Origin of the sequence: Enterobacter cloacae complex sp. 2015409 (genome assembly GCF_041365315.1) — a bacterium.
GTDB classification, from domain to species: Bacteria; Pseudomonadota; Gammaproteobacteria; order Enterobacterales; family Enterobacteriaceae; genus Enterobacter; species Enterobacter pseudoroggenkampii.
Window position 1 is genome coordinate 2,702,622 of sequence record NZ_JBFTVM010000001.1, and the last position, 26,931, is coordinate 2,729,552.

The 26,931-nt window shown below is 55.7% G+C and carries 26 protein-coding genes; 8 read left to right on the forward strand and 18 right to left on the reverse strand.

Annotation, left to right across the window (positions count from 1 at the left end; all coding sequences use genetic code 11):
• Positions 1 to 14: 14 nt before the first annotated feature.
• Positions 15 to 1,220 carry an exonuclease subunit SbcD gene (sbcD, locus tag ACDO57_RS13185; RefSeq protein ID WP_370884080.1) on the forward strand — a complete coding sequence of 402 codons (1,206 nt, stop codon included), beginning with the start codon at positions 15 to 17 and terminating at the stop codon, positions 1,218 to 1,220.
• Complete coding sequence (sbcC, locus tag ACDO57_RS13190; protein ID WP_370884081.1) at positions 1,217 to 4,348, forward strand: exonuclease subunit SbcC; 3,132 nt, start codon at positions 1,217 to 1,219, stop codon at positions 4,346 to 4,348. Before sbcD ends, sbcC begins: the two co-directional genes overlap by 4 nt.
• 66 nt (positions 4,349 to 4,414) lie before the next feature.
• On the opposite strand, the gene mak is transcribed toward sbcC, so the two are convergent.
• A complete protein-coding gene (gene mak, locus ACDO57_RS13195; protein ID WP_148768940.1) occupies positions 4,415 to 5,320 on the reverse strand; it encodes a fructokinase in 906 nt (301 codons plus the stop codon).
• A gap of 123 nt (positions 5,321 to 5,443) precedes the next feature.
• Here mak and rdgC point away from each other — a divergent pair, with 123 nt between their 5' ends.
• Positions 5,444 to 6,358: a recombination-associated protein RdgC gene (rdgC, locus tag ACDO57_RS13200; RefSeq protein WP_023310540.1), complete on the forward strand. Its 915-nt coding sequence runs from the start codon at positions 5,444 to 5,446 to the stop codon at positions 6,356 to 6,358.
• Positions 6,359 to 6,405: 47 nt separating this feature from the next.
• Here the strand turns inward: rdgC and ppnP are convergent, their stop codons facing one another.
• The 5 genes from ppnP to ACDO57_RS13225 form a co-directional block, all read right to left on the reverse strand.
• Positions 6,406 to 6,693, reverse strand: a complete 288-nt coding sequence (ppnP, locus tag ACDO57_RS13205; RefSeq protein WP_008503270.1) for a pyrimidine/purine nucleoside phosphorylase — start codon at positions 6,691 to 6,693, stop codon at positions 6,406 to 6,408.
• 71 nt (positions 6,694 to 6,764) lie between these two features.
• On the reverse strand, positions 6,765 to 7,442 hold the full coding sequence (locus tag ACDO57_RS13210; RefSeq protein ID WP_024906791.1) for an AroM family protein: 678 nt from the start codon (positions 7,440 to 7,442) through the stop codon (positions 6,765 to 6,767).
• Between the two features lie 237 nt (positions 7,443 to 7,679).
• Positions 7,680 to 7,871: a protein YaiA gene (gene yaiA / locus ACDO57_RS13215; protein ID WP_023334675.1), complete on the reverse strand. Its 192-nt coding sequence runs from the start codon at positions 7,869 to 7,871 to the stop codon at positions 7,680 to 7,682.
• A 44-nt stretch (positions 7,872 to 7,915) separates the two neighbouring features.
• Positions 7,916 to 8,440: a shikimate kinase AroL gene (aroL, locus tag ACDO57_RS13220; protein ID WP_370884082.1), complete on the reverse strand. Its 525-nt coding sequence runs from the start codon at positions 8,438 to 8,440 to the stop codon at positions 7,916 to 7,918.
• Positions 8,441 to 8,583: 143 nt separating this feature from the next.
• Positions 8,584 to 9,042: a YaiI/YqxD family protein gene (locus tag ACDO57_RS13225; protein ID WP_010428006.1), complete on the reverse strand. Its 459-nt coding sequence runs from the start codon at positions 9,040 to 9,042 to the stop codon at positions 8,584 to 8,586.
• A gap of 97 nt (positions 9,043 to 9,139) precedes the next feature.
• Here ACDO57_RS13225 and proC point away from each other — a divergent pair, with 97 nt between their 5' ends.
• Positions 9,140 to 9,949: a pyrroline-5-carboxylate reductase gene (gene proC / locus ACDO57_RS13230; protein ID WP_024906789.1), complete on the forward strand. Its 810-nt coding sequence runs from the start codon at positions 9,140 to 9,142 to the stop codon at positions 9,947 to 9,949.
• A gap of 16 nt (positions 9,950 to 9,965) precedes the next feature.
• Here proC and adrA read toward each other — a convergent pair whose 3' ends face one another.
• The 6 genes from adrA to ACDO57_RS13260 form a co-directional block, all read right to left on the reverse strand.
• Positions 9,966 to 11,069: a diguanylate cyclase AdrA gene (gene adrA / locus ACDO57_RS13235; RefSeq protein ID WP_370884083.1), complete on the reverse strand. Its 1,104-nt coding sequence runs from the start codon at positions 11,067 to 11,069 to the stop codon at positions 9,966 to 9,968.
• A 102-nt stretch (positions 11,070 to 11,171) separates the two neighbouring features.
• Positions 11,172 to 11,492, reverse strand: coding sequence for a phosphate starvation-inducible protein PsiF (gene psiF, locus ACDO57_RS13240; protein WP_023334671.1), 321 nt, complete (start codon positions 11,490 to 11,492; stop codon positions 11,172 to 11,174).
• Positions 11,493 to 11,581: 89 nt separating this feature from the next.
• On the reverse strand, positions 11,582 to 12,997 hold the full coding sequence (gene phoA / locus ACDO57_RS13245; RefSeq protein ID WP_267214437.1) for an alkaline phosphatase: 1,416 nt from the start codon (positions 12,995 to 12,997) through the stop codon (positions 11,582 to 11,584).
• Between the two features lie 99 nt (positions 12,998 to 13,096).
• Positions 13,097 to 13,357, reverse strand: coding sequence for an anti-adapter protein IraP (gene iraP / locus ACDO57_RS13250; RefSeq protein WP_024906786.1), 261 nt, complete (start codon positions 13,355 to 13,357; stop codon positions 13,097 to 13,099).
• 210 nt (positions 13,358 to 13,567) lie between these two features.
• The gene (locus tag ACDO57_RS13255; RefSeq protein WP_148768966.1) at positions 13,568 to 14,782 is read right to left on the reverse strand and encodes a multidrug efflux MFS transporter; all 1,215 of its coding nucleotides are present in this window, start codon (positions 14,780 to 14,782) and stop codon (positions 13,568 to 13,570) included.
• A 168-nt stretch (positions 14,783 to 14,950) separates the two neighbouring features.
• Positions 14,951 to 15,634 carry an extensin family protein gene (locus ACDO57_RS13260; protein ID WP_267214436.1) on the reverse strand — a complete coding sequence of 228 codons (684 nt, stop codon included), beginning with the start codon at positions 15,632 to 15,634 and terminating at the stop codon, positions 14,951 to 14,953.
• Between the two features lie 103 nt (positions 15,635 to 15,737).
• Between ACDO57_RS13260 and ddlA the strand changes: the two genes are divergently transcribed.
• Positions 15,738 to 16,838, forward strand: coding sequence for a D-alanine--D-alanine ligase (gene ddlA, locus ACDO57_RS13265; protein WP_267214435.1), 1,101 nt, complete (start codon positions 15,738 to 15,740; stop codon positions 16,836 to 16,838).
• Here ddlA and ACDO57_RS13270 read toward each other — a convergent pair.
• Positions 16,835 to 17,071 carry a DUF2754 domain-containing protein gene (locus ACDO57_RS13270; RefSeq protein ID WP_023334666.1) on the reverse strand — a complete coding sequence of 79 codons (237 nt, stop codon included), beginning with the start codon at positions 17,069 to 17,071 and terminating at the stop codon, positions 16,835 to 16,837. The genes ddlA and ACDO57_RS13270 overlap by 4 nt on opposite strands.
• Before the next feature lie 247 nt (positions 17,072 to 17,318).
• Here ACDO57_RS13270 and ACDO57_RS13275 point away from each other — a divergent pair, with 247 nt between their 5' ends.
• Positions 17,319 to 17,618, forward strand: a complete 300-nt coding sequence (locus tag ACDO57_RS13275; RefSeq protein ID WP_024906782.1) for a DUF2755 family protein — start codon at positions 17,319 to 17,321, stop codon at positions 17,616 to 17,618.
• Here ACDO57_RS13275 and ACDO57_RS13280 read toward each other — a convergent pair.
• From ACDO57_RS13280 to ACDO57_RS13290, 3 genes are all read right to left on the reverse strand, one after another.
• Positions 17,615 to 18,712, reverse strand: coding sequence for a DUF1615 domain-containing protein (locus ACDO57_RS13280; RefSeq protein ID WP_370884084.1), 1,098 nt, complete (start codon positions 18,710 to 18,712; stop codon positions 17,615 to 17,617). The two genes, ACDO57_RS13275 and ACDO57_RS13280, sit on opposite strands and share 4 nt — an antisense overlap.
• Positions 18,713 to 18,726: 14 nt before the next feature.
• The gene (gene sbmA / locus ACDO57_RS13285; RefSeq protein ID WP_148768968.1) at positions 18,727 to 19,947 is read right to left on the reverse strand and encodes a peptide antibiotic transporter SbmA; all 1,221 of its coding nucleotides are present in this window, start codon (positions 19,945 to 19,947) and stop codon (positions 18,727 to 18,729) included.
• A 114-nt stretch (positions 19,948 to 20,061) separates the two neighbouring features.
• Positions 20,062 to 20,595, reverse strand: a complete 534-nt coding sequence (locus ACDO57_RS13290) for an isochorismatase family protein (RefSeq protein ID WP_370884085.1) — start codon at positions 20,593 to 20,595, stop codon at positions 20,062 to 20,064.
• Positions 20,596 to 20,799: 204 nt separating this feature from the next.
• Here ACDO57_RS13290 and ampH point away from each other — a divergent pair, with 204 nt between their 5' ends.
• On the forward strand, positions 20,800 to 21,960 hold the full coding sequence (gene ampH / locus ACDO57_RS13295) for a D-alanyl-D-alanine-carboxypeptidase/endopeptidase AmpH (protein WP_024906778.1): 1,161 nt from the start codon (positions 20,800 to 20,802) through the stop codon (positions 21,958 to 21,960).
• Between the two features lie 2 nt (positions 21,961 to 21,962).
• Here the strand turns inward: ampH and ACDO57_RS13300 are convergent, their stop codons facing one another.
• Both ACDO57_RS13300 and ACDO57_RS13305 read right to left on the reverse strand, forming a co-directional pair.
• On the reverse strand, positions 21,963 to 22,586 hold the full coding sequence (locus tag ACDO57_RS13300; protein ID WP_148768969.1) for a helix-turn-helix domain-containing protein: 624 nt from the start codon (positions 22,584 to 22,586) through the stop codon (positions 21,963 to 21,965).
• 95 nt (positions 22,587 to 22,681) lie between these two features.
• Positions 22,682 to 25,456, reverse strand: coding sequence for an autotransporter outer membrane beta-barrel domain-containing protein (locus tag ACDO57_RS13305; protein ID WP_370884086.1), 2,775 nt, complete (start codon positions 25,454 to 25,456; stop codon positions 22,682 to 22,684).
• Positions 25,457 to 25,907: 451 nt separating this feature from the next.
• Here ACDO57_RS13305 and hemB point away from each other — a divergent pair, with 451 nt between their 5' ends.
• Positions 25,908 to 26,882, forward strand: coding sequence for a porphobilinogen synthase (gene hemB / locus ACDO57_RS13310; protein ID WP_024906774.1), 975 nt, complete (start codon positions 25,908 to 25,910; stop codon positions 26,880 to 26,882).
• Positions 26,883 to 26,931: the final 49 nt, after the last annotated feature.

Here is a 26,931-nt window from a genome sequence, read left to right on the forward strand (position 1 = left end):
GCCACGGATCAGCTATGCGCATACTTCACACCTCGGACTGGCATCTGGGTCAAAATTTTTACAGCAAAAGCCGTGCGGCTGAACATGAAGCGTTCCTGAACTGGCTGCTGGAAACGGCCCGGACGCACGAGGTGGACGCGATTATTGTGGCGGGTGACATCTTTGATACCGGCTCTCCCCCCAGCTATGCGCGTGAACTGTATAACCGCTTCGTGGTGAATCTGCAGCAAACCGGCTGTCACCTGGTGATTGTCGCCGGCAACCATGATTCCGTCGCCACGCTCAATGAATCCCGCGATATCCTGGCATTTCTCAATACCACCGTGGTCGCCAGCGCCGGGCACGCCCCGCAGATCCTGAAAAAACGCGACGGCTCGCCGGGCGCTGTGCTGTGTCCGATACCGTTTTTACGTCCGCGGGACATCGTGCAAAGCCAGGCAGGGCTGTCGGGTGCAGAAAAGCAGCAACATCTGTTACAGGCCATCACAGACTATTACCACCAGCAGCACGCCGAAGCCTGTGCCCTGCGGGGTGAACAGCCTATTCCGGTGATTGCGACCGGGCATCTCACCACCGTCGGGGCCAGTAAAAGTGACGCCGTGCGTGACATCTATATCGGCACGCTGGATGCCTTTCCGGCGCAGAACTTCCCGCCAGCCGACTACATTGCGCTCGGGCATATCCACCGCGCGCAGGTTATTGGCGGCAGCGAGCACATCCGCTACTGCGGCTCCCCCATTTCGCTTAGCTTTGACGAAACGGGCAAAGCCAAATCGGTGCATCTGGTGAGCTTTAGCGAGGGAAAACTCCGCGCCGTCGAGACGCTGGAAGTACCGGTCACCCAGCCGCTGGCGGTGCTGAAAGGCGATCTCGATGCCATCACCGCCCAGCTGGAACAGTGGCGCGGTGTCGAACAAGATCCCCCCGTCTGGCTGGATATCGAAATCACCACCGATGACTACCTGCACGATATGCAGCGCAAAATTCAGGCGCTGACGGAGGATTTGCCCGTCGAAGTCTTACTGGTCCGCCGCAGCCGCGAGCAGCGCGAGAAAATTCTGTTAAGCGCTCAACGTGAAACGCTCAGTGAACTGCGGGTTGAAGAGGTGTTTGAACGCAGGCTCTCGCAGGAAGAGATTGACGACGCGAAGCGCGCAAGACTCAGCGAACTGTTCAGCCGTACCCTGCATGCGCTCAATGATGAGGAAGAAAACGCATGAAAATTTTGAGCCTGCGCCTGAAAAATCTCAACTCACTCAAGGGCGAGTGGAAAATTGACTTTACCGAGGAGCCGTTTGCCAGCAACGGGCTGTTTGCCATCACCGGCGCGACCGGGGCAGGAAAAACTACCCTGCTCGACGCCATCTGTCTGGCGCTTTATCACGAAACGCCGCGACTGCAGAAGGTCTCTCAGGCGCAAAATGATCTGATGACGCGCGACACCGCCGAATGCCTGGCAGAAGTGGAGTTCGAGGTAAAAGGCACCGCCTATCGCGCCTTCTGGAGCCAGAACCGGGCGCGCAACCAGCCGGACGGGAACCTGCAGGCACCGCGCGTGGAGCTGGCGCGCTGTGAAGATGGCAAAATCCTGGCCGACAAAGTGTCGGATAAGCTGGAGCAAACCGCCGCGCTTACCGGGCTGGACTACGGGCGCTTTACCCGCTCGATGCTGCTGTCACAGGGGCAGTTTGCCGCCTTCCTTAATGCCAAACCGAGCGATCGTGCCGAGCTGCTGGAAGAGCTGACCGGCACCGAGATCTACGGCCAGATTTCCGCCATGGTGTTTGAAAAACATAAAGCCGCCCGCAGCGTGCTTGAAAAGTGCGAGGCGCAGGCGGCGGGCGTCGTTCTGTTGAGCGAAGAACAGCAGCAGCAGTTACAGCAAAGTTTGCAGGCACTTACTGACGAAGAGAAAACCCTGCTGGTTCAGCAGCAAAGCCAGCAGAAAGATTTTCAGTGGCTTACGCGTCATGATGAGCTCGTGCGCGAGCAACAGCGCGTCACCGCGACGCAGCAGCAGGCGCAACAGGCGCTGACGAACGCTGCGCCAGAGCTGGCAAAGCTCCAGCTTGCTCTGCCCGCCGCCCAGCTTCGACCGCTCTGGGAACATCAGCAGGAGCAAACCGCGCGTCTGGCACAGACGCAGCAGCGAATTATCGAAGTAAATACTCGCTTACAAGCCAGAACCGCGCTGCGTTCACGTATCCGCAATGCCGCCCTGCGTAACCACGAACAGCTTCAGACCGAACTGACGGCGCTGGCGCAGTGGCTGGCGGAGCACGATCGCTATCGGCTGCTGGGACAGGAGATTGCCGGCTGGCGCGCCCAGTTCTCGCAGCTTAACCGCGATAAAACGCAGTTAGCCTCGCTTGCTGCGCGGATGAGTGAATTACGCAACAGGCTGGCTGAGATGCCGGAAAATGCGCTGACCCTGACGGCGGATGAGGTCAGCGCGGCCATGGAGCAGCAGTCCCGGTCACGCACGCTGCGCCAGCGGCTAACGTCGCTGCATGCCCGCTATCAGCCGCTGCAAAAGCGCCTGCGCCAGAGCGGTGAAAGCGTGCAGAAGGCGCAGGCCGAACAAAATAAACTCAATGAAACGCTGACGCTGCGCCGCCAGCAGTACAAAGAGAAACACCAGCACTATCTGGACCTGAAGGCCCTGTGCGAACGCGAAGCGACGATTAAAGACCTGGAAAGCTATCGTGCCCGGCTTGAGGCCGGCAAACCCTGTCCGCTGTGCGGCTCCAGCGAGCATCCCGCCGTTGAGCAATACCAGTCGCTTGAGCTGACGGATAACCAGCGCCGCCGTGATGCCCTGGAAAAAGAGGTCGCCGCGCTTAAAGAGGAAGGCCTGCTGGTGCTGGGACAGGTTAATGCCCTGACTCAGCAGATCCAGCGCGAGACAGACGAAGTTCAGACGCTCTCTCAGGAAGAGCAAGCACTCACTAAAGAGTGGATCGAGGCCTGTGCTTCCCTGAATATAGCGTTGAATATTCAGGACGATATCACGCCATGGATGAACGAGCAGGAACAGTACGAGCGCCAACTTTATCAGCTCAGCCAGCGTCTGACCCTGCAAAACCAGTTGAACGAGCAGGAAGCGCAGGAGCGACAGTATCAGCAGCAGCTGACTACCGCGCGCCAGGCGCTGGAACACGCCCTGCTCTCGCTATCACTCAACGTACCTGAAGACGGAAATGAAGCCTCCTGGCTGCACGCCCGCGAAGCGGAATTCTCGCAGTGGCAGGAGAAGCAAACGCAGCACGGCGTGCTTCAGGAACGCATAAACGCCCTGAAGCCGCTGCTCGACGCGCTTCCGGCAACGAACAGCGCAGACGCCGAACCGGTTATTCCTGACAACTGGCGCGACATCCACGACGAGTGCGTGTCGCTACAGAGCCAGCTGACCGCGCAACAGCAGCAGGAGACGCTGGAGCAAGAGCGTCTGCAACAGTCGCAGACGCAGTTCACCGCGGCGCTCTCGGCAAGCTGCTTTGCCGATCGGGACGCGTTCCTTGCCGCGCTGTTGGATGACGACGCTATTCGCCACCTTGAACAGCTGAAACAGTCGCTGGAAAACCAGATACAGCAGGCCGCGGCCCTTTCCGGCCAGGCTAACCAGCAGCTGCAGGCTCATCTGGCGCTGCGGCCGGAAGGGCTCGACGCCGATGCCCCCACGCTGCAAAGCCAGCTGCAGCAGCTGGCGCAGCGGCTGCGCGAGAACACCACGCATCAGGGCGAGATCCGTCAGCAGCTTAAGCAGGACAGCGATAACCGTCAGCACCAGTTGGCGTTGATGCAGCAAATTGAAGAGGCCGCGCGCCAGGCGGACGACTGGGGGTACCTGAACGCGCTGATCGGCTCCAGCACCGGCGACAAGTTCCGTAAGTTCGCCCAGGGACTGACGCTGGACAATCTTGTCTGGCTCGCAAATCAGCAGCTTAACCGTCTGCACGGGCGTTATCTGCTGCAGCGTAAGGCCAGTGACGCGCTGGAGCTGGAAGTGGTCGATACCTGGCAGGCGGATGCGGTTCGCGATACCCGTACGCTCTCGGGCGGTGAAAGCTTCCTGGTCAGCCTGGCGCTGGCGCTGGCCCTTTCCGATCTGGTGAGTCATAAGACGCGGATCGATTCCCTGTTCCTGGATGAAGGGTTCGGCACGCTCGACAGTGAAACGCTGGATACCGCGCTGGATGCGCTCGACGCGCTGAACGCCACCGGGAAAACCATCGGCGTGATCAGCCACGTTGAGGCGATGAAAGAGCGCATTCCGGTGCAGATTAAGGTGAAGAAGATCAACGGCCTGGGGTATAGCAGGCTGGATAAGGTGTTTGCGGTGGAATGAATGGGGTGATCGTGCGGTCTGATGCCCTCACCCTAACCCTCTCCCACAGGGAGAGGGAATAAACGTTTATTCTGGCCATAACCACGCCGCGCCGCGCACGCCGCTGGAGTCCCCGTGCAGCGCTTTGCGGATCGGGGTTTCGCATTCACCGCCGAAGACCCACTGTTTCACCAGGTTCGGCACCGTGGCGTACAGCCGATCGACGTTGCTCATGCCGCCACCCAGCACTATCACGTCAGGATCGAGAATATTCACCACGTGAGCCAGCGATTTCGCCAGCCGCATTTCGTAGCGGCTAAGCGCCAGTTCGGCGACAGGATCCTGTTCTTCGACCAGACGCATGATTTCGTTGCCCTTGAGCGGCTGGCCGCTCAGACGGCGGTAGTCGGTCGCAAACCCGGTGCCGGAGATAAACGTCTCGATACAGCCCTGTTTTCCGCAGTAGCACGGAACTTCAGCGCGGTATTTAAGCTCGTCTTCATCCATCCACGGTAGCGGGTTGTGTCCCCACTCGCCCGCCGTGCCGTTGCCGCCGATATGGGCGCGCCCCCCGAACGCCACCCCCGCGCCGCAGCCGGTGCCGATAATAACGGCAAACACGGTCTGGGCACCCGCTGCCGCGCCGTCGATGGCCTCAGAGACCGCCAGGCAGTTGGCATCGTTGGCCAGACGCACGTCCCGGTTCAGACGCGCGCTTAAATCTTTATCAAACGGCTGGCCGTTGAGCCAGGTGGAGTTAGCATTTTTAACCACGCCGGTATACGGCGAGATCGACCCCGGGATCCCCATCCCGACGCTGCCGGTTTGCCCAGTCGCCTGCTCTGCCATCTCAACCAGCCTGGCAATCGTCTCGATAGTCTGGTGATAATCATCGCGCGGCGTCGGCAGACGATGGCGAAACAGCTGCTCCCCCTGCTCGCTCAGTGCGATAACTTCTGTTTTGGTGCCGCCCAAATCGATCCCAATACGCACAAGACTCTCCTCATTATTTTGATTATCAACAGAGTAGAAGCACGCTTCCCGATTAGCAATGCAAGCGATGCGACAATTCGTTATCATGCCCGCTGATTTAACGACAAGGCCGTGGAAATTATCATGCTGTGGTTCAAAAATTTGATGGTTTACCGTCTCAGCCGCGACGTTTCGCTGCGTGCAGAAGAGATGGAAAAACAGTTAGCCGCTTATACCTTTTCCCCTTGCGGTAGCCAGGATATGGCGAAAACCGGTTGGGTTCCGCCAATGGGTTCACAAAGCGATGCACTGACCCACGCCAGCAGCACGGGTCAAATCATCGTCTGCGCCCGTAAAGAAGAGAAAATCCTGCCGACGCCGGTGGTTAAGCAGGCGCTCGAAGCGAAAATTTTCAAGCTGGAAGCCGAACAGGGCCGCAAGCTGAAAAAGACCGAAAAAGATTCGCTGAAAGACGAAGTGCTGCACTCCTTGCTGCCGCGCGCCTTCAGCCGCTTTAGCCAGACCATGATGTGGATCGACACCGTCAACGGGCTGATCATGGTGGACTGCGCCAGCGCCAAGAAAGCAGAAGATACGCTGGCCCTGCTGCGCAAAAGCATCGGCTCGTTACCGGTCGTGCCGCTGGCGCTGGAAACGCCAATTGAGTTAACGCTGACCGAATGGGTACGCAGCGGTGCTGCGGCACAGGGTTTCCAGATCCTTGATGAAGCCGAGCTGAAAGCCCTGCTGGAAGACGGTGGCGTGATCCGCGCGAAGAAGCAGGATCTGGTGAGCGACGAGATCGCCGTACACATCGAAGCGGGTAAAGTAGTCACCAAACTGGCGCTCGACTGGCAGCAGCGTATTCAGTTCGTGATGTGCGACGACGGCTCTGTGAAGCGTCTGAAGTTCTGCGACGAGCTGCGCGATCAGAACGAAGATATCGACAGGGAAGATTACGCCCAGCGTTTTGACGCGGACTTCATCCTGATGACCGGCGAGCTGGCCGCGTTGATTCAGAATCTGGTGGAAGGTCTCGGCGGCGAAGCGCAGAGATAACGGCAAAACGTAGGCCGGGTAAGCGTTAGCGCCACCCGGCTAATTTTTTATTTCAGGTAGCGGCACAGATAAGAGGTAGGCTCAGCCACCTGCAAATGAAATTCGCTGTGGCCAGGGACGTTGAAAACTTGTCCGGCAGCGTAAACTTTCCATTCCGTTTCACCCGGCAGCAGGACGTTCAGCGCGCCGCTGACTACCGTCATTTCTTCCGCTTCCGCGGTGCCAAAGGTGTATTCCCCTTCCGCCATTACGCCGACACTGGCGCGGCCAGTGCTGCTGCTGGTAAAACCAATGGATTTCACTTTACCGGAAAAGTATTCGTTACTCTGAAGCATGAACTGGCCCTTATATTTTTAGATAAAAATTCACTATAGGGGCCATGCTCATCACCTGTCACGCAAAATCATTACATGAGGAGTTCCGAGGCCAGGCGAGCCATCAGAACGTTGGATAACAGCACCGGCACATCCAGCGCTTTTTGCAGCAAATCACGATGATGCTGATGGAACCCCAGGCAGTCCAGGATCAAGACATCTGCCCCTCTCTCCAGCAGTTCCTTCCCGGCAGCAATGAGTTTAGCGTCACTGTCCCAGAACGGATTTGCCAGCGCATACAAGGGCACTTTTTCCAGCACGTGCCATTTTGCCTCCTGGTTATCCATGAGCTCCTCAATGGGAACAATCACCCCCACCTGATGACCATCAACGATAGAGGCCACCAGCGGCGGAATGATGCGCATCGGTTCCAACAAAATCGCATTACGCGCCGTGAGACCTTTAATGGGGGCAGTACTCATCAGCAAAATAACGTCATAACCTTGATTATCGAGCACTTCTATCACGCCCTGCAGCGAGCGCTCGATTTTCTGGCGTGAAACGTGCGCCAGTTTACCGTCACTTAATAACGTCGCCAGGGGATCCTCCCCCGCCTCGACAGCGTAGTCTTCCATGACCTCTTCCCGACTCATCTTCCCCAGCAGGCTGAGATGCGTTATCTGTTGTTCAGATACGTGCTCGGTTAAGAGCGGTAACACTTCGCTTACAGGGACCACACCAATGGTGAGGATCGCCAACGTTGCCTTCATTTTTATCGCCTTCCATTACTCCAACATCGTGTACACAGGTACAGGCTCACTACGCTGCACAGTTCATTTTTTCAACAAAACAGCACCAAGCGTAGCAGGTGATCCCGACATCGAAATGTAAAGATCGCCTGCCGATACCGGAGTTACTTGTAATAACTAAATATTAACTCCTGCTTAACTTTCCCGATGAGTAAAAAGTGTGATTCAGGCACGATCCTGGAGCGTTTAGGAAAACATTCAGGTTATGTCGGGATCTTCATAGCGCCGTTTCGCATCCAGCGCTTCCTGCTCAGTCTCGTGTTCACTGATCAGCGAGTCCGGTTTTGGGTGATCCGCACGCAGTTGATACCAGGTCACGGTATGACCCGTATGGCCTTTTTCAACGGTAACAATGCGCGCTTCACGCGGATAGGGAGGTCTGGTTGGCATAGCTCATCCTTTTTTTATGTCTGAGCTATAAGTATAGACGCCGCTTAGCTGGCACACGCCAAACGCAGGGCGGTAATAATCTGAATCACAACGTCTTCGGGAGTGGCTGACGCATCCACCACGTGGTGAGCCGCTTCGCGGTATAACGCATCGCGTTCGGCCAGCACTTCACTCACCTCTTCGTTGAGTGGCCTGGAGGTCAGCGCAGGGCGTTGCCCCTCTTCCGGAAAAGCTTCCAGACGCCCTACCAGAGCCGACACCGGCGCGCTGAGATAAATCACGATCCCCTTTTCGCGCATAAAGTGTCGATTACACTCCGCCAGAACAATGCCACCCCCGGTCGCGATCACGGCAGACGGGGTAGTGACCGCTTTCAGTGCGGCGGTTTCGCGTGCGCGAAAGCTCTCCCATCCTTCTTGCTCAACGATCTCAGCGATGGTTTTTCCGGCCTCGGTTTGCAGCCAGTGGTCGGTATCAACAAACTGGCGATAACACACGCGTGCCAGCTCCAGGCCAACGGTGGTTTTCCCACAGCCGCGGGGGCCAACTAAAAAGATGGGTTGGGTCATGCCAGGTGTTCCCCTTGATGCCGAATGGCTGAAGAGTGTAAAGAAATAATTGCAGAAGATGTTTCGATTACTTTACTGCAAAGCGGTACGGGATGACAACCCTGTGGAGGCCACACTGTACCACAAATTGACAATAATTATCATTACGCTGTGCGGCGCTTCACTTCCAGCAGCCATTTATCCAGTTCGGCAGCGAACTGCTGGCGATCGCGCTGGGACAAGCTGTCCGGTCCACCGGTCTGCACGCCGCTGGCCCGCATCGTATCCATAAAATCGCGCATGGTGAGCTTTTCCCGAATGGTCGAAGGCGAGTAACGCTCCCCGCGCGGATTGAGCGCCGCCGCCCCTTTCTCGAGCACTTCTGCGGCCAGCGGAATATCCGCCGTGATCACCAGATCCTCCGCGCTGCACAGGCGAACAATTTCGTTATCCGCCACGTCGAACCCGGCCGGCACGCGCAAAGAGCGGATGAACCGCGAAGGCGGTACGCGAATGTTCTGGTTTGCCACCAGCGTCAGCGGCATCTGAACGCGCTCGGCGGCGCGAAATAAAATCTCTTTAATCACATTCGGACACGCGTCCGCATCAACCCAAATCGCCATATTGTCTCCCCATAATGACTCTGTCGACTATTGTCGCCTGCATTTCGTTGTTAAGCTATCAATCAGAGAAAACAACGCATAATGACGGAGAATCGTGATGGACAAGAAAATCGGGTTTATCGGCTGCGGTAACATGGGCAAAGCCATCCTGGGCGGTCTGATCGCCAGCGGGCAGGTGCTGCCGGGTCAGATTTGGGTCTATACCCCGTCACCGGACAAGGTCGCCGCATTGCGCGATCAATACGGGATCAACGCTGCCGAAAGCGCGCAGGAAGTGGCCCAGGTCGCCGATATCGTCTTTGGCGCCGTCAAGCCGAACATCATGATCAAAGTGCTGAGCGATATCACCTCCAGCCTGAACAAAGAAACGCTGGTCGTGTCGATTGCCGCGGGCGTCACGCTCGATCAGCTGGCGCGCGCGCTGGGTCACGATCGTAAAATCGTCCGCGCGATGCCCAACACCCCTTCGCTGGTCAACGCCGGCATGACCTCCGTCACGCCTAACGCGCTGGTGACCACGGAAGAAGTGGCCGATGTGCTGAACATTTTCCGCTGCTTCGGTGAAGCTGAAGTGATTGCCGAATCGATGATCCATCCGGTGGTCGGCGTGAGTGGCTCAGCCCCTGCCTATGTTTTCATGTTTTTAGAAGCGATGGCCGACGCCGCCGTGCTTGGCGGAATGCCGCGCGCGCAGGCGTATAAGTTCGCCGCGCAGGCCGTCATGGGCTCCGCCAAAATGGTGCTGGAAACCGGCAAACACCCGGGTGAGCTGAAAGATATGGTCTGCTCCCCGGGCGGTACCACCATCGAAGCGGTGCGGGTGCTGGAAGAGCGCGGGTTCCGCTCGGCGGTCATTGAAGCGATGGCAAAATGCATGGAAAAATCAGAGAAGCTGAGTAAATCCTGATACTCTCCATCGGGCGTCAGGCCGCCACTTCGGTGCGGCCGCGCCCGGCATTTTTCGCCCTGTACAGCGCCACGTCAGCCGCCTTCAGCCATTCCCGATAATGTCCAAACTGCGGTCCCCAGGGGGCAACGCCTACGCTGATGCGCAGCGCTTCTTTTGGCGCGCACGGTAACGTCAGGTTTTCCAGCCGCTCATGCAACCGCGACATCACGGCGATGGCGCTTTCCGCTGCTGTCTGGGACATGATCACCGCAAACTCATCCCCACCAAACCGGCCGATAGCATCGCCTGACCGTACTGACCGCTGGAGCTGGCGCGTAATAGCAATGATCGCCTCGTCGCCCACGTCGTGCCCCCAGGTGTCGTTGATGTTTTTAAAGTGGTCGATATCAATCAGCAGTATCGTGGCGGTGCTGTGGTCGCGCCGACAATGCTCAAATTCATTTCGCAACAGCATTTCCCAGTGTCGGCGGTTAAAGACCCCGGTCATGCCGTCGCGGGTGCTCATCATTTCCAGCCGCTGCTTGTGCTCCGCAAGCCTGACGGCAGTGCGGTGGCTGAGCCAGGCAAACAGCATAGGATAAAATACGAGAACAGGCAGCGTTAAGCCCCACTCCACGGGGTCGGGGTTGAAGACGGCCACCTTCCCGATGAGTGGCAGGGTCACCAGCGCGGAGAGCAGCGTCAACAGGATCCCCGGAATAAACAGACGACAGCCCCCGGAGCCCATCATATTCATCCCCACCATCATCACCAGCGCTGCCGTGGGTAACGCATTCATCCCCATCACGCCGATCCAGAGCCCGGCAATAATGGCATCTACTTTAAGATTGAAAGTTTCCTGCTGATGAGGTGACGTGGCCCGGCAGGATAGCTGCCAGGCGAAATGGGGCCAGACGAACGACCACCCCACCAGTAAAAGCCACCAGCCTCCGGGTAAAAAATGGGTGACCAGCATTCCCGCAACCGGGAAAAACATCGCCGCCAGCCCCACGGCGCGCGCCAGCCTAACTCGCCGGGCAAACTGAATGCCGGCGCGGTGAGGGTCATCCTGAGAAAGGGTTAAATTCCACTCTTCCCGAATGCGCTTTTTGTTGTAATACGTTTCATCATTCATCATTTTTGGGAATATTCTGAAACATTTTCCCAAATTATAGAGAGGGGGTCTGCGGGGAAAGTATGAAATTTCGGGTGAGCCGCCGGAGCCGCTCACCCGTTAGAACTACACTTTTTTCTTCAGGCAGGCACTCATGAACTTGCTGCGGTCGTCCCCTTTCAGGGACTGTTCGGTTGCCTTCGCATTACACTCGCGCATTTTTTGCTGCTGCGGGGTCAGGCTTTTTTCAGCCGGCTTCGCGGCGCCGTTTTTGAGGCAGTCGCTCATGTAGGTCTTGCGAGCATCGCCCTTCAGACTCTGAGACGTCGCCTGTTGATTACAGGTGGTCATACGCTGCTGCTGCGGCGTTAACGTTTTCTCTTCCGCGTTCGCCGATGCGACCAGGAACAGGCCGGAGAGCAGAGTAACCAGTAATGTTGTTTTCATTGCACCATCCTTTTGTGAACATTCCCTGTAAGTCTGGTTCGTGACAGGAAAAAAACCAGCCGACAGATGTGATTTCCGCCGGGATTTTATCATTTCAGACCCAGCGCCGCCTTCATGGTGTAGAACAGATCCGTTTGATCCGTCAGGCCTACCACGTTGGCCGCATGCGGACCGTAGGCGGCAATGCGCAGCTGGGTGCCCGTGTGCTCCATGGACTCTTCTTCAGAGTTGCCGTAGCTCATCACCATGACGGAGCCATCTTTGGTGTTCAGCGCCTGCGTCAGGCCAGGGGCCTTGGTATCTGGCGGAATGATCTGGCTGGCGTGCGCATGGTCCGCGGTGACGATCACCAGGGTGTTACCGTCTTTTTTCGCGAACGCGAGCGCCTTCTGCACCGCTTCGTCCAGATCGACGGTTTCGCCAATCTGACCGCACGGATTCGCGGCATGATCCTGTTTATCGATCGACGCGCCCTCAACCTGCAGGAAGAACCCTTTTTCGCTCTTGCTCAAAAGAGAGATCGCTTTATCGGTCATCGCCGCCAGCGTCGGTATGCTGTCCGTACGTTTCGGGTTCGGCGTACAGGTCACGGCAGGCTGATCGATGTTGCCGTGATAAGAGGCTTTTGGTCCTTCCCAGCGCACGGGCATGTTGCCGTCAGAGAACAGCCCCAGCAGCGGCTTGTCCTGGTTCGCCTCGCTTATCGCCGCCAGAGCATTTGCGTCACTCACCAGCTGATAGCCGCGAGCCTGCGCCTGCTCGTGCAGCGTTTTGCCCTGCCACTCGCCCGCCGTCGCGGTTTCCGCGAAGGTTTTCGCGCCGCCGCCCAGGGTCACGTCAGGACGCGCGTTCAGCAGCTGTTCCGTAATCGAGCCTTTGCCGCCTTTTTCCAGCGCATTCGTTGGGCATTTTTCGCTGGTCGCTGACGGGCCGTAGCACTTACGCGAGGTCACGTGTGCCACCAGCGCCGCAGGCGTCGCATCCTGAAGTTCAGCGGTGGAGACGTTGCCGGTCGCCAGGCCCGCCGCTTTTGCCATCTCCAGAAGGGTTTGATGATCTTTCTCGTGAATATCCACGCTCAGCGCACCATTATAGGTTTTCACGCCGGTGGACCACGCCGTGGCAGAGGCCGCGGAGTCCGTTACGTAATCCGGTTTACCGGTTTTTTTATCCAGCGCGTAATGGGTATATTGTCCGGTCAGCGGTAAGGCATCGATACCTTTAAAAAAGCCGCCCGCTCCCTCAGCATAATTTCGCGCCGCCGTGATTTCGGAATCGCCCATTCCATCGCCAATCAGCAGAATAATATTTTTCGCCGGCTTATCATTCAGCGAAGCGCGAATAGCGGCAGTTTGATCTTCTGATAAACGGCGCGCGCCGCCAGGCTGGGTGATATCCCCTTTTGCCGCACGATTATCCAGCACGCTGGTTTGCGTCGTATCAGCATAAATGGCAGGGGTAATTAACAGGGGAAGTAATGCAATGAAAAGTGCGCTCTGTTTCAATTTATTTTCTCCATGTACAAATACATAAAAATAAAAACAGAGCGACTATAGGCATCCTGCATGACAATTCTATGACACGTCGTTACGTCCTGTGACGGTTTAGCTGCGCGGATGCCTTAACAGCTTCTTTACGTACTGGTGGAGCATCTCGGCATCCTCAACCGGAACCTGCGATTCAGGCCTGACGCTGTCCAGCGCACCTTCCACGCTCTCTATCAACGCCTGTTGATCGGTTTTTGCCATTTGTCGCAGCAGCGCGGTGACGACAATTTCAAGCGCTTCGACCTGAGCCACCAGCTCTTTTGACTCTTCTTCCTTTTGTGCCAGCTTAACCAGCAATTCAGCAATGAGGTTTTTCATCGTGCCAGTTCCTTTTTCAGTTTTGTCTGACGTTATCACTCTGAATCCCTATTGCAAAGAGAAGATATTAATTATGGTATGCAAAAGTGACACAGGAACAGAAATAAATAGGCAGCGCCGTGATCGAAACGTTTTTCTATAAAAAGAAGCCGCATTTTGTTATATAAAAATGCGGCGATCATAAGAATATATAATACATCTGCGAAATTGTTATCTCGCCGATTTGGCCTCCGCCATTTGTCTGCGGCGTCGCAGCGCAATAGCCAGCTGGATAATATTGATTAAAACAACAATCGCTGTCGCCGCAAATACCCAGCGAAAACCGGCCATCGCGGAAACGGATGCGCCAATAAGCGGACCGGCAACATTCCCCAGATACATAAATGACTGGTTATATCCAAAAATACGCCCCGTCACCTGGTCGCTGGAATATTTAACCAGCAGGGTCTGCACCGCAGGCAACATGGCGCCATCAGCAAACCCGAGCAGAAATCGCAATACGCCAAGCTGAAGCGGAGAGGTGACAAACGACATCGCGAAGAAGAGTATCACCGCAAAGATCAGCGTCGCCATCAGGATGCGCGCCGTGCCGATCCTGTCACCCAGCTTGCCCAGACGCGGCGCGGAAATCAGGGCGGATACGCCCGGCACGGCGGCAATCATGCCGCTCAGAAAAGCGATATTGGTGCTATCCGGCTCCATCGACTTGATAAACAGCGCCAGAATCGGACCGACCGAACCGTTACAAAGCTGGATCACCATGGTGGTCACAAACAGGCTGATCATCAGTCCCGGATAGGGCAGCGAGGCGAAGACGGCCTTGCCGCTGAGGCGTTCAGATTTACTGATAACCGGACGGCCGCCCTCTTTAATAAGAAAGAGCGTCACCAGAAAACTGACCACCAGCAGAACCGCAGTGATGATAAATACCGCGCGCAGTCCGACGTGGTCCGCCAGAAAGCCCCCCAGCAGCGGACCGCCGATGACGCCGCTGATCTGTGCCGTGGAAAGCGTACTCAGCGCCCAGCCGCTACGCTCACGCGGCACCTGAGAGGCGACCAGTGCCATGGCATTCGGAATGTACCCGGATGTCAGCCCCATCACCGCGCGCAGGAAAAACAGCTGCCAGACGTTAGTGGCGAAGGCCTGCAGCAGAATGGCAATCGCCATCCCGAGCGAGGCGCGCAGCAGCATCAGTTTTCGGCCTTTCCGATCCGCCAGGCTGCCCCACATCGGTGACACAATGGCGGAGACCAGAAACGTGACGCTGAACGTCAGACCGGACCACATGGAGAGCGCTTCATGCGAAGTCACCCCCAGCTGCGAGACGTACAGCGGCAGGAACGGCAGGATCTGGCTGATGGCCAACCCGGTGAAGAAGCAGCCGAACCAGACCGAGATGAGATTAACTTTCCAGGATTCCATAAAGAAATAGTCTTCATTTTTAGGCGAATTCGCCGTCAGATTAGCAAGTTACGCGTTTTGACGTCGCACCAGAGATGCGGCTTGACTGACTTTGGTGTTTTATCTTCCCAGTCATCATATTTGTGAAATAAGTCACAATTTATCCATTTTCTGGCGGAATATTATGCTTCACCGACAGAGTCCGAAACCGCGCATGCCCAGATGAAAATGGTTGGCATGCGCCGCGTTATACTCCGGCCCCAGGCCGTTTCCGTAGTAGCCGCAGCTTGCCGCCAGCATGGCCTTCAGCCATGGCTGCGTTGTTGCCGCCTTCCAGCCGTTCATCACCGTGACGCGTTCACCGTTCGCCAGACGAAAAGCGGCAATATCCAGCGCCTCAGCCGTAGCATGTTCACTGCGTCGCGCGTCAGGGCGGTGGTAAATATTGCGGCAGGCAAAGCTGCCGAGATGATCGATACGCGCCAGGTCGCTGCCCGTATAGCGTTTTGTCAGCGGCCGGGCCTGCTGACTGATAAAGAGGGCTGAGCTGAGCGCCAGCGGACAGCTGGCGAGAAAACTGCTGTTCAGGCCGACCGGACCGAAGTCACGCACGCGTACAACGTTATTAAGCGGACACGCGCCGCCCCTGTCAGCCACCGGCTGGGTGCGGATGAGATCTCTTTGGTTAGCCTGCGAAAGCAGGCTCGCGCACGCCTCGGGGGTTAAGCGCCGAAGCTTATACTGGGTGATTCGACCCGGCGGGTCGTCAAGCGTCAGCGGCATGAAAGGGTTGTAGTAAGGCGGCAACCTGCGGTAACCCACCGTTGCGATGGCCAAAATGATAAATACGGTCAGCAGCGTTTTTCCTTTCACTCTCCCCCCTCAACATTCCCCAAAACATTATGGCAGAAGGCCGCGAAACCCGCCGGGCATCGTGGTATGTTATTGGCTTTTCGTCAGACTGGAAGAGAGTGAGATGGCTAAGCAGCGCGTAGGTATTGTCTTTGGGGGAAAATCAGCGGAGCACGAAGTGTCATTGCAATCGGCCAAAAATATCGTTGATGCGATCGATAAAAGCCGCTTCGACGTGGTGCTGCTGGGCATTGATAAACAGGGCCAGTGGCACGTTAACGATGCCAGCCAGTATCTGCTGAATGCTCACGATCCGGCACACATCGCCCTTAATCCTTCGGAAGTGAGCGTCGCCACCGTACCCGGCGTCGTGAAGGGGCAGCTTATCGACGCCGGCAATGCTCAGGCTCTCGCCCAGATCGACGTTGTCTTCCCTATCGTTCACGGCACACTGGGGGAAGATGGTTCCCTGCAGGGAATGCTGCGCATGGCCAACCTGCCGTTCGTCGGCTCGGACGTCCTCGGCTCTGCCGCATGCATGGACAAAGACGTCACCAAACGCCTGCTGCGCGATGCCGGGCTGAACATTGCACCATTCGTGACCCTCACACGCGCCAACCGCGACAAACACAGCTTCGCGCAAATTAGCGGAGAGCTGGGTCTGCCGCTGTTTGTGAAGCCTGCAAACCAGGGCTCCTCCGTGGGCGTCAGCAAAGTGACCAGCGAAGCTGAGTTCACGCAGGCCGTCCGCCTGGCGTTTGAGTTCGACCATAAAGTGGTGGTTGAGCAGGGTATTAAAGGCCGTGAAATTGAGTGCGCCGTGCTGGGCAACGATTTCCCACAGGCGAGCACCTGCGGAGAGGTGGTGTTAAACAGCGACTTCTACTCGTACGACACCAAATACATTGATGATAAAGGCGCCCAGGTTGTCGTGCCTGCGGATCTCGATCCGGCGGTTAACGATAAGATCCGGGCGATCGCCATACATGCTTATCAGACGCTCGGCTGCTGCGGCATGGCGCGCGTGGATGTGTTCCTGACGGCGGAAAACGAGGTGGTGATCAATGAAATCAACACGCTGCCGGGGTTCACTAACATCAGCATGTATCCAAAGCTGTGGCAGGCAAGTGGCCTGAGCTACCCGGAATTGATCACCCGCCTGATCGAACTGGCGCTGGAGCGTCACGCCGCCGACAGCGCGCTTAAAAGTTCCGTAAACGGTTAATCGGCGCGCTTCGCCGACTCCGCCTCATCCGCTGTCGTCTCTTCAGGACGACGGCGGATAATCAACCCCGCCAGCCAGAAACTGATCACCCAGGTCACCAGCCCAACGGCATACGTTTGCCAGCCTTTTGCCTCAAACCCCAACAGGCCCACAACACCGTTAAGAATAAAGATCAGCCCGATAGCGAAGGCGTAGTAGTGCCAGTCTCGGCGTAGTTTGGACGTGAGCTTCATAACAACTCCGGCAGGAAAAAAAGACATCCTCTCACAGATTTACGGCCAGGTCTGTGGCAGATACGGAAATTCTGAAACGCGACGCAATTTCAGTTAAGTCATGAAATTGTGATGTGCTGCAGAAATCAACAATCCAGGAGGATTCCGGCGCGTAAATTACCACGATTCTGATATTGACAAATGCGATGACCTGTCAAACTCACCCTGTACGAAGCGTATTAACAGAGCGATTTATCCGGAGGTCATCATGGCTGACTTTACATTGTCGAAACCGATTTTTGGCGGAAAACCAAAAACCTCCACGGCGGGTAATATCGCGTATGCCCTGTTTGTCCTGTTCTGCTTCTGGGCTGGCTCACAGCTGCTCAATATGCTGGTCCATGCGCCAGGCGTTTATGAACACCTGATGCAGGTACAGGATAACGGACGCCCGCGAGTTGAGATTGGCTTTGGCGTCAGCACCCTGTTCGGCCTGATTCCCTTTCTCGCGGGATGTATGATTCTGGGCGTGGTGGCATTAGCGCTGCGCTTTCGTCGTCGCCGTTAAAGCCCCATACAGCGAGCCCGGCGATCGTCCACGCGTTTTGCGAACCACGCGGTGGTCAGGTTACGCGTGATCTTCGGGCTTTCCAGCTGGATCCCCGGCAGGATAGCCCTCGGTAACGTTTTCCCGCTTTTCTGCTCTGCGAGCGCAAATACCTTCTTGTACAGATCCGTTTTCTCAAAGGCCAGGCTATCGCCTTTCTCAAGCTGGCGGCGAATGTCGCTGTTGCTCAAGCCAAGCGTTGTCGATAATTTCCGTACGGCAAGCTCAGTGCTTCCCGCCTCGCTGCTGCCGTAAGCGATGAGATCGCCGTCCAGCGCGAGCTTAAAGCCGCTTGCGCGGCTGACCGCACTCTGGAATGCCGCATTACGGCTGGCATACCAGCCGGCGTTAAAGTCGGCAAAGCGGTACAGCGGCTCATCGTAGTTCGCCGGGTAGTTCAGCAGGTGATATGTGCCGAACCACAGCCCACCGCGCAGGGAGAAGACCTCCTGACGCACCGTGCCGTCGATTTTCCACGGGTAGCCGTCGGTATGCTTCTCCGCGAACGCGATGCTTACCTGCATTGGGCCACCGGTGTGGACCGGGTTCAGTGAGCCAAACAGCTTCTGCCCCATTGGGACCATGCTGATGAAATCATCAAAGATGGCGCTAAGCTGTTTTTCAGTTTTCACCGTATCCAGCCGCTCGCTGTAACTTTTGCCGTTCGGCGAGGTGATTTTAAGCGCGGTATGCACGAGGAACACCGGGATGTGCATGGACTCCGCGCGGCGGTCGATCTCTTTCCAGGCGATTTTATTCAGCCCCGGCACAGCCGGGTCTGACTGGTACATCGACTCCTGCTGCGCCACCGCCAGCACCGAACAAATGTTCTCCTCGGTCGGCGCGATCTTTTGGCTTTCAAAGGTTTTTGCCAGCGCGTCTGCCCACGCATTGCGATCCTTCACGCTGGCGGGCATTTTCTGCCGCACAACGCTTGCCACATCGACGGGCTTCTCCCCCTTTTTGAGCGGAGCAGCCCCTTTTTCGGCACAGCCTGCCAGCACAAGAGCGGCCAGCAAGGACAAGGGTAACGCGCGCGGTACGGCAAAAGACATAGCAACGTCCTGTATTAGCTAAATGTGTTGGTGACTTCCTGCAGGTCACGATCGTCCAGCTCGCGTTCAAAGCTGCGCAGACGTTTGTAGATAGACATCAGTTCTACCAGCGTGGTCCAGGAGCTGATCAGGTACTGGAACGACCCACGAACCTGACCGAAAACGTTAGTGATCTGCGTCATCAGACCGAGCGTAATCGTACCCGCAACAATCGACGGGAACAGCAGGAACAAACCGAAAACGTTATCCACCTGCAGATACAAAATACGGGCAATGTTGAAATACATATAGTGGAAGTAGAGTCGGAAGTAGTTACGGCGTACGGCGCCAAACAGCTCGCGGACGGTCGGCGGCGAGGCGCGGTTGGCATCATCTTCGCCGTAAACCAGCTCTTTACGGTAAGCGGCTTCGACGCGTTGATTTTTAAACTCCAGACCCGGCAGTTTGATCCCCACCACCGCCAGCAGGCCCGTTCCCATCAGCGACCAGACGATCGCGGCAATCACCAGACCATACGGAAGATGACCGACAATAGGCAGATCCGGCACGTGCGCAGAGAGCGTCACCAGCACCGGCAGGAAGGCAATCAGCGTCATGATGGCGTTGATAAAACTGACGCCCATGTCTTCAAGCGTGGAGGCAAAACGCATGGTGTCTTCCTGCACACGCTGCGCGGCGCCTTCGATATGGCGCAGATGCTGCCAGTGCGCCATATAATGTTCGTTCATCGCGGTACGCCAGCGGAAAACGTAGTGGCTGACGAAGAAGTTGTTCATCACGCCGATGATAACCGCAATCAGGGCAATGCCGAGGAAGATGCCAACTTCATGGTAGAACTGGTTGATGGTCACCTTATGCGGCGAGCTGAGCGCGGTCTGGATCAGATCGTAGAACGGCGCATACCAGGCGTTAACCGCCACGCCTACCTCCACGAGGAACCAGGTCACAAAGATAATCAGCGATGTACCGAGGATCGACCAGTACTGCCAGCGGTGCGGAGAATAGACAAACCAGAACAGTGCAAACAGCCCTACGCACACCGTGTAGTAGGCGTAAAACAGCAGGTAGCTCAGCGACCAGAAGCGCGCCGCGCTAATCGGCACCTCGCCTGTCGCCCCCGTGATGCGCGTCAGCCATGCGCCGCCGCCCGCCTGCCAGAAAATGACAGCGATCAGTGCCCAAATAAATGCCGACAGGAAAAAAGGCCCCGGCTTTGGGAAAAAAGACTTAAACATAATGCTTCCTTCTTGTTGTTATGGCTGTTGCTGTGTACAACACGTCACCACACGAAAACCTGCCCGAGCCAGCCTCCCGGCTCCGGCAAAAAGGTCAGACCCGAGCGTTAATTATTAGTTCGCTTTCCAGTTTTCAAGAATTGTTTCGGTGCGTTTCACCGCGAGAGGATTCGCCGGCGCAATGAAGTTACGCCAGACGTCGTTGTGATGGTTAATCAGGATCTGTGCTTCAGCAGCCGGGCGATTGGCTGTAGTATGGGCATCTTCCGCCACGGTGATGTGATAACCCCGGCTGACGCCGTTCTTAACCGTCGCATCGACGCAGTAATCGGTGGCGCAGCCGCAGATGACAAACTCGCGAATACCCTGCTCACGCAGCAGCGCCTCAAGCGCGGTGTTGTAGAAGGCATCACAGGCGGTTTTGGTCACGTAAAGCGCGTCAGCAGGTTGATGGAGTTCAGGCAGTAGTGCAAACCCCTCACTCCCCTCTTCCAGGCCACCAGCCTCAGTATGCTGAATAAAAATCACCGTGTCGGCTGCCTGCGTAAGCTGGTTGATCTGAGAGACACACTTTTCACGCTGATGACGAGGGGTTTCAAATACCCCGTTCTGCATATCGACAACCATAACCACACGCTTCTCAGACATACCGTTCTCCGTAAGATTGAGTGAAACTGGTGCCTATCATAAGCCCGATGTCACAAAATGGGAGATGGCTCGTAAGTAAATTGTTCATATTTACCCATGGTTACGTTTTTCTCGCTATCGTTATGCAATTCGGGGCATTGCGCGGTTCCGATTAGTAGTATAAATACCCATTACTTTCCTCATTCACTTCATGGATGCTTTTCGTTGAAACGTTGTCTGCTCTCTTTTGCCGCGCTGTGTGCGGTGAGCTTTTCTACCGCCCAGGCAGCCCAACCGCTGACGGCACCCGTTTTAGCTTCAGATATTGCCGATCGCTACGCGAACCTTATCTATTACGGCAGCGGCGCGACCGGGATGGCGATGGTCGTCATCGACGGCAACCAGCGTGTGTTCCGCAGCTTTGGCGAAACGCGTCCGGGAAATAACGTTCACCCGCAGCTGGATTCCGTTATCCGCATCGCGTCCTTAACCAAGCTGATGACCAGCGAAATGCTGGTGAAACTGCTCGACCAGGGCGTGGTGAAGCTTGACGATCCGCTCAGCAAATACGCGCCGCCAGGTGCCCGGGTACCTACGTATCAGGGGACGCCGATCCGGCTTGTGAACCTTGCAACCCACACCAGCGCCCTGCCGCGTGAGCAGCCAGGCGGAGCGGCGCATCGTGACGTATTTGTCTGGCCAACGCGCGACCAGCGCTGGAGCTATCTGAGTACCGCCACGCTGAAAGCGGCACCGGGCTCGCAGGCCTCTTATTCAAACCTGGCGTTCGACCTGCTGGCGGATGCCCTCTCAACGGCGGCTGGCAAACCCTATACGCAGCTGTTTGAAGAGCAGATCACCCGTCCGCTCGGCATGAAAGACACCACGTTTACTCCGTCCCCGGATCAGTGCCGTCGCCTGATGGTGGCAGAGAAAGGCGCCAGCCCCTGTAATAACACGCTCGCGGCTGTGGGCAGCGGCGGGGTTTACTCCACGCCTGGCGACATGATGCGCTGGATGCAGCAGTTCCTTTCTTCAGATTTCTACGCTCGCACCAGCCAGGCCGATCGCATGCAGACTCTGATTTATCAGCGTACTCAGCTGCACCGCGTCATCGGGATGGACGTGCCGGGTAAAGCCGATGCGCTCGGCATGGGGTGGGTCTATATGGCGCCGAAAAATGGGCGTCCGGGTATTATTCAGAAAACCGGCGGCGGCGGTGGATTCATCACCTATATGGCCATGATCCCGCAGTCAAACGTGGGCGCGTTTGTGGTGGTCACCCGCTCCCCGCATACGCGTTTCGTCAATATGAGTGACGGGATTAATAACCTGGTGGCAGAACTGAGCGCCAATAAAGCCCAGGTGCTCACCGCGTCTAACTGATCTTAATATTCCGTGGGCAAGCGGTTGATGCTGACCAGCTTGCCCCGGCTCATATTGATGTAGTTACCTTGCCGCAGGGCAGCGAGAACCTCAGCAACCACTGAACGTGAAATACGCGTACTTTGTTGAATATGATTCATCACACCGATTTTTGAACGCAACGTTTCATCCCACTCCGCCATATTCAACAGCATGGCGCGGATCTGATGATAGGAATTATTTCCCACCAGCTGCATATCGCGTTTCTCAAGAATGTAGTTTATCCAGGATAACCAACCGAAGGCCTCTTTCCATAGCGCGTTCTGTTGTATAAGTTGACGGGTGGTTTCAGTGGGCAAATAAAAACCCGTGCAGGATGTTTTGGCAACCACTCTATATCCCTGACTATGATTAATCATCACGCTGGACAGCCCCAAAATAAAAGGCGCTGTTGCGATGCCCATAAGCAGTTCATCTGAACAACGATAGATTTTGATTATACCTGTTTGGAATACGGTCGTGCGGGGCTCATAGCACTCCCCTGATGTAATTAATTGTTGTGGAGCAGATTTAAAAGGGGTACTGGCTGATTTCAAACACTGTTCGAGCCGGCGTAATTCAGAAAGTGGTTTCGCATTAACCTTCATGCAGACCTCAAGGCATCCGTATTTGTCGGTTCAATATTATTTTTATTACTTCTGTAAAAAGCGGGGGGAGGTAACGCCTCCCCCGCTTTTATTTATTACCAGGTATATTTCACACCCAGGTTTGCCCCCCAGTTCTGATCAACGTCGCCGCCGCCCAGATAAGTGGCATCAGTGTAAGCACTGAAGTTCTTCGTGAAGCTGAACTGGGTGCCCAGCCCTACGCGCACAGCGGAGCCTTTAACGCCGTTATCAATGCTGTCACCGTTAATGTCGGCATTGTTATCAGCATCGTCATAGACCCAGGCCAGTTTGAAGTAAGGCGTCAGAGCCTGATCGCCACCGTAGTTAAAGGTGTAACCCGCATCAACACCGAGTTCATAACGCAGGCTATCGTAAGATTGCCCATCCATGCGCATGTCATTGCTGAGGCGATAATCATCGCCAGACTGGAACAGGCCAGACACGGCTGCGTATGGTGTGACGTAGCCGGACAGGTTTGGTTTCCAGTCATAGCCCAGTTTCAGCCCAAAACCAACCGCGTCATTGGTGGTGTTGCCGTCAACATACTGGCCGTTGCTCATGTTAGCAGAGAGATCGCTGTTGAAACGGGTATAACTAAGGGAGCTGTCGAGGAAAAGATCGTTCATGAACTTCGCAGACGCGTAGATCATCGCCGTCTGGCTGTCCTGATCGACCTGACCGGTACGATCGCTGATATCCCCCTTCGCGAAACCTGCCGCACCACCGACGATCCACTTCGCATGATTACCGTCAATCTGGGTATCCAGACCGACCATAATACCGCTCACGTCCTGATCGTAGCTAAGAACGCCATTGTCGCCGTCGAAGTTACCGCCGAAGTAACTCACCCACGCCCCGCCGTTATCCGCCAGGCCGTGACGGCTGTTGGTCAGACGAGCACCTACGGTATCCTGCTGCAGATTCCAGATGTTGGTGTTGGCAGAAGGGATGCTCAGCGCCATATTGGCGTAGTCGGTCAGCGCTTTCTGCTGGAGGACAACGGCGTCACCCTGCTGCTGCGCCTGGTAGGTGTAGGCACCTAAATCGGCTTTGTTTGCAGCAGTAAAGCTGGCTGCAGTATCCGCGTTATTATCATAGACGCGAATAATCTCTTTGTTTTTGTAATCGGCGACGGAACCAGCTCCGGTCGCGTTGTCGATACGGACCTTGTAGTTACCGGCGACGTCACCGTTCACTGACAGATGGCCATCAGAATTAATCGCCACAACGCCGTAGTCGTAATCGGCATTGTGCTTATCGTTGGTGATATAGCGTGCGTTGTTCAGATCGCTGTTCAGCACGTAATCACGGCTGGCAACGTTCAGCACACCACCATCGGTCAGTACCATATTGTGCGTATCAACCTGTCCCAACCCCAGCGCCAGCTCTGCACCGTTATCCACGGTGATGGTGTTGGCATACAGATCGGCCGTTTCTTCCGTCAGTGCCGCACGGCTATAGCTGTCCAGATACAGATGGTCGGTGGCCACGCCGCCGCTGTCGCCGATATTCAATGAGGAAGCATTGGTCAGGGTGATGGTATCCGCCAGCAGACCTGAGTTTTCAACATTGACCTGAGACTGGTTGTTGACCGCCAGCGTGTCGATGTTAGACACCTTGCGGGTATCCCACTCGGAGCCGTTATCCAGCGTGATGTTAAAGAGACCGCTCTGATACACCGCTTCGCCCGCAACATGTCCGTTGCTGTCATAGGTGGAGTCTGGCCAAATGCTGTTTGGGGACAGAGCGCTCCAGTCTACGTTGCTGTAGCCCAGGCCATACATCTGCGCCGTGCCGATAGCCTCGACGCTCGACTGCGCTGCACCAACCCATTTGCTGCCATTGGTCAGAGTAACGTCCAGCTTATCGGTACCGTCCCAGCCGTTGGTAGTTGGGTTATAGACACCGTCTGCACTGGTATCCGTTGCCGGATCGCCGTTCGGATAGAAGTTGTTGTCGAAGGTACTGGAGAAAAGAATGTCGCCAGTAACGGTGGAGTGATCGAACGTGGCGCTGGTCTGCATCGCGTTATCAGACGCGCTGGCGGCCACAATCAGCGCCGCATCATCTGCCGCTGTCGCGTTGGTTTCACCATAGTCGCTCGGCTTCGCGGTTTGACCGTAGAATCCGCTGGTACCTAAATCGCTGTACGCACCAGAAGTCAGTACCGAATCTTTCACCAGTAGCGTGTCGGTAAAGACGTTGCTGCTGTTGGCTACGCCTTCAACGCCGTCGTACGGGGTATTATCCAGCTCCTGATACCCCTGCGTCAGGGTAATACCCGCGACGTGAGAGTTATTCTGGATAACAATATCCGATTCAACATCCAGGGTAATTGCATTGCCCAACCCATAGGTATCAAGATAGTGGGTTTCGGTGTTATCGCCATTTACCACATTGTAAGCATAATGCTCATAGGTGTCGTTAATGGTGGAGTGATCAACGGTCAGGCTAAAACGATCGTACTGAGAATGGGTCGTGCCGTCGGTGTCTATACCATCAGCACACGAGGTGGTCATACACTCAGAGGTAATCATGCCATTAATAGTACTGTTGGAAATGCTTAATGCATTAGCCCGACCATTGATACCATCATCCAGATAGTATGTTGAAATAATACCATTCACGGTGGATTTATTAATCACCGGATAAATATCACCGTCGTGGGTAACGTCTGAGTAATCCCAGTCGGCATAGCCATAATACCAGGGTGTGGACGCTGTATTATCGTATCCGAAGGTATTATAAGTTGTACCGGAAATATCCTTCGCATTGGCCTGAGAAGCGATAGCCAGGGTGCAGGCTAATGCAAGTTGAGATACAACGAGTTTCTTTTTCCATGTTTGCATTGGGTCATCCCTCCTCAGGGACGTAAGCAAGTTTGTCCATCAATGAATTTGCAACATTTAATTGCGGAGGGAATTATGCAGTTTCATTTCGAAAAGGTTCAATGAATGTTTCCATTAAGTCCGTATCCAGACCAATAACACATCAAAAACAACAAACGCAGGGGTCACTCAAGATAAATATTATAAAAACAAAACGTTAAAATACAGACAAGCGAAGGAGAAATATATAACAACAAATAATAAATCACTTTTAATGATGCATCCCACTTAATATAGAAACAATACGAATATCTCACCCCCAATCAGTAATATACTAACCTGTATTAAATATTGATGAAATGAAACCTGACCTGCCGCATTTCGCAAAAAGCAAAATGCCCACTTTAGTAAAACACCCGTCTTCACTTTGAGGTACACTAGCCTTCTTTGTTCCACAAACATCAGGCATACCATGACCGATTTAATTGCACGCCCACGCCGCCTGCGCAAGTCACCTGCACTGCGCGCTATGTTTGAAGAGACAACCCTGACCTTAAACGATCTGGTGTTGCCGATTTTTGTCGAAGAAGAGATCGATGACTACAAAGCCATCGAAGCCATGCCGGGCGTCATGCGCATTCCGGAGAAATATCTGGCGCGTGAGATTGAACGCATCGCCAACGCGGGGATCCGCTCGGTGATGACCTTCGGCATCTCACACCATACCGATGCCACCGGCAGCGACGCGTGGAAAGAAGATGGCCTCGTCGCCCGCATGTCCCGCATCTGCAAAGAGACCGTGCCGGAAATGATCGTCATGTCCGATACCTGTTTCTGCGAATACACCTCACACGGCCACTGCGGCGTGCTGTGCGATCACGGCGTGGATAACGATGCCACCCTGCTGAACCTTGGCAAGCAGGCTGTCGTCGCGGCCGCGGCAGGTGCGGACTTCATCGCCCCATCTGCGGCAATGGACGGACAGGTTCAGGCGATTCGTCAGGCGCTGGACGCGGCGGGCTTTACCGACACTGCCATCATGTCTTACTCCACCAAATTCGCCTCCTCCTTCTACGGCCCGTTCCGTGAAGCGGCGGGCACGGCGCTGAAAGGCGATCGCAAAACCTATCAGATGAACCCGCTGAACCGTCGGGAAGCGATTCGTGAATCCCTGCTCGATGAAGCCCAGGGCGCAGACTGCCTGATGGTGAAACCAGCTGGCGCGTACCTTGATATCCTGCGCGACATCCGCGAGCGCACCGAGCTGCCGCTGGGCGCTTATCAGGTGAGCGGCGAGTACGCGATGATCAAATTCGCCGCGCTGGCGGGTGCCATTGACGAAGAGAAAGTAGTCCTCGAAAGCCTCGGCGCCATCAAACGCGCAGGCGCGGACCTGATCTTCAGCTACTTCGCGCTGGATCTGGCCGAGAAAAAAATCCTCCGCTAATCTTCACCAAACTGCAATACAACCGACATCTGCTCCTTCTACTGTCTTC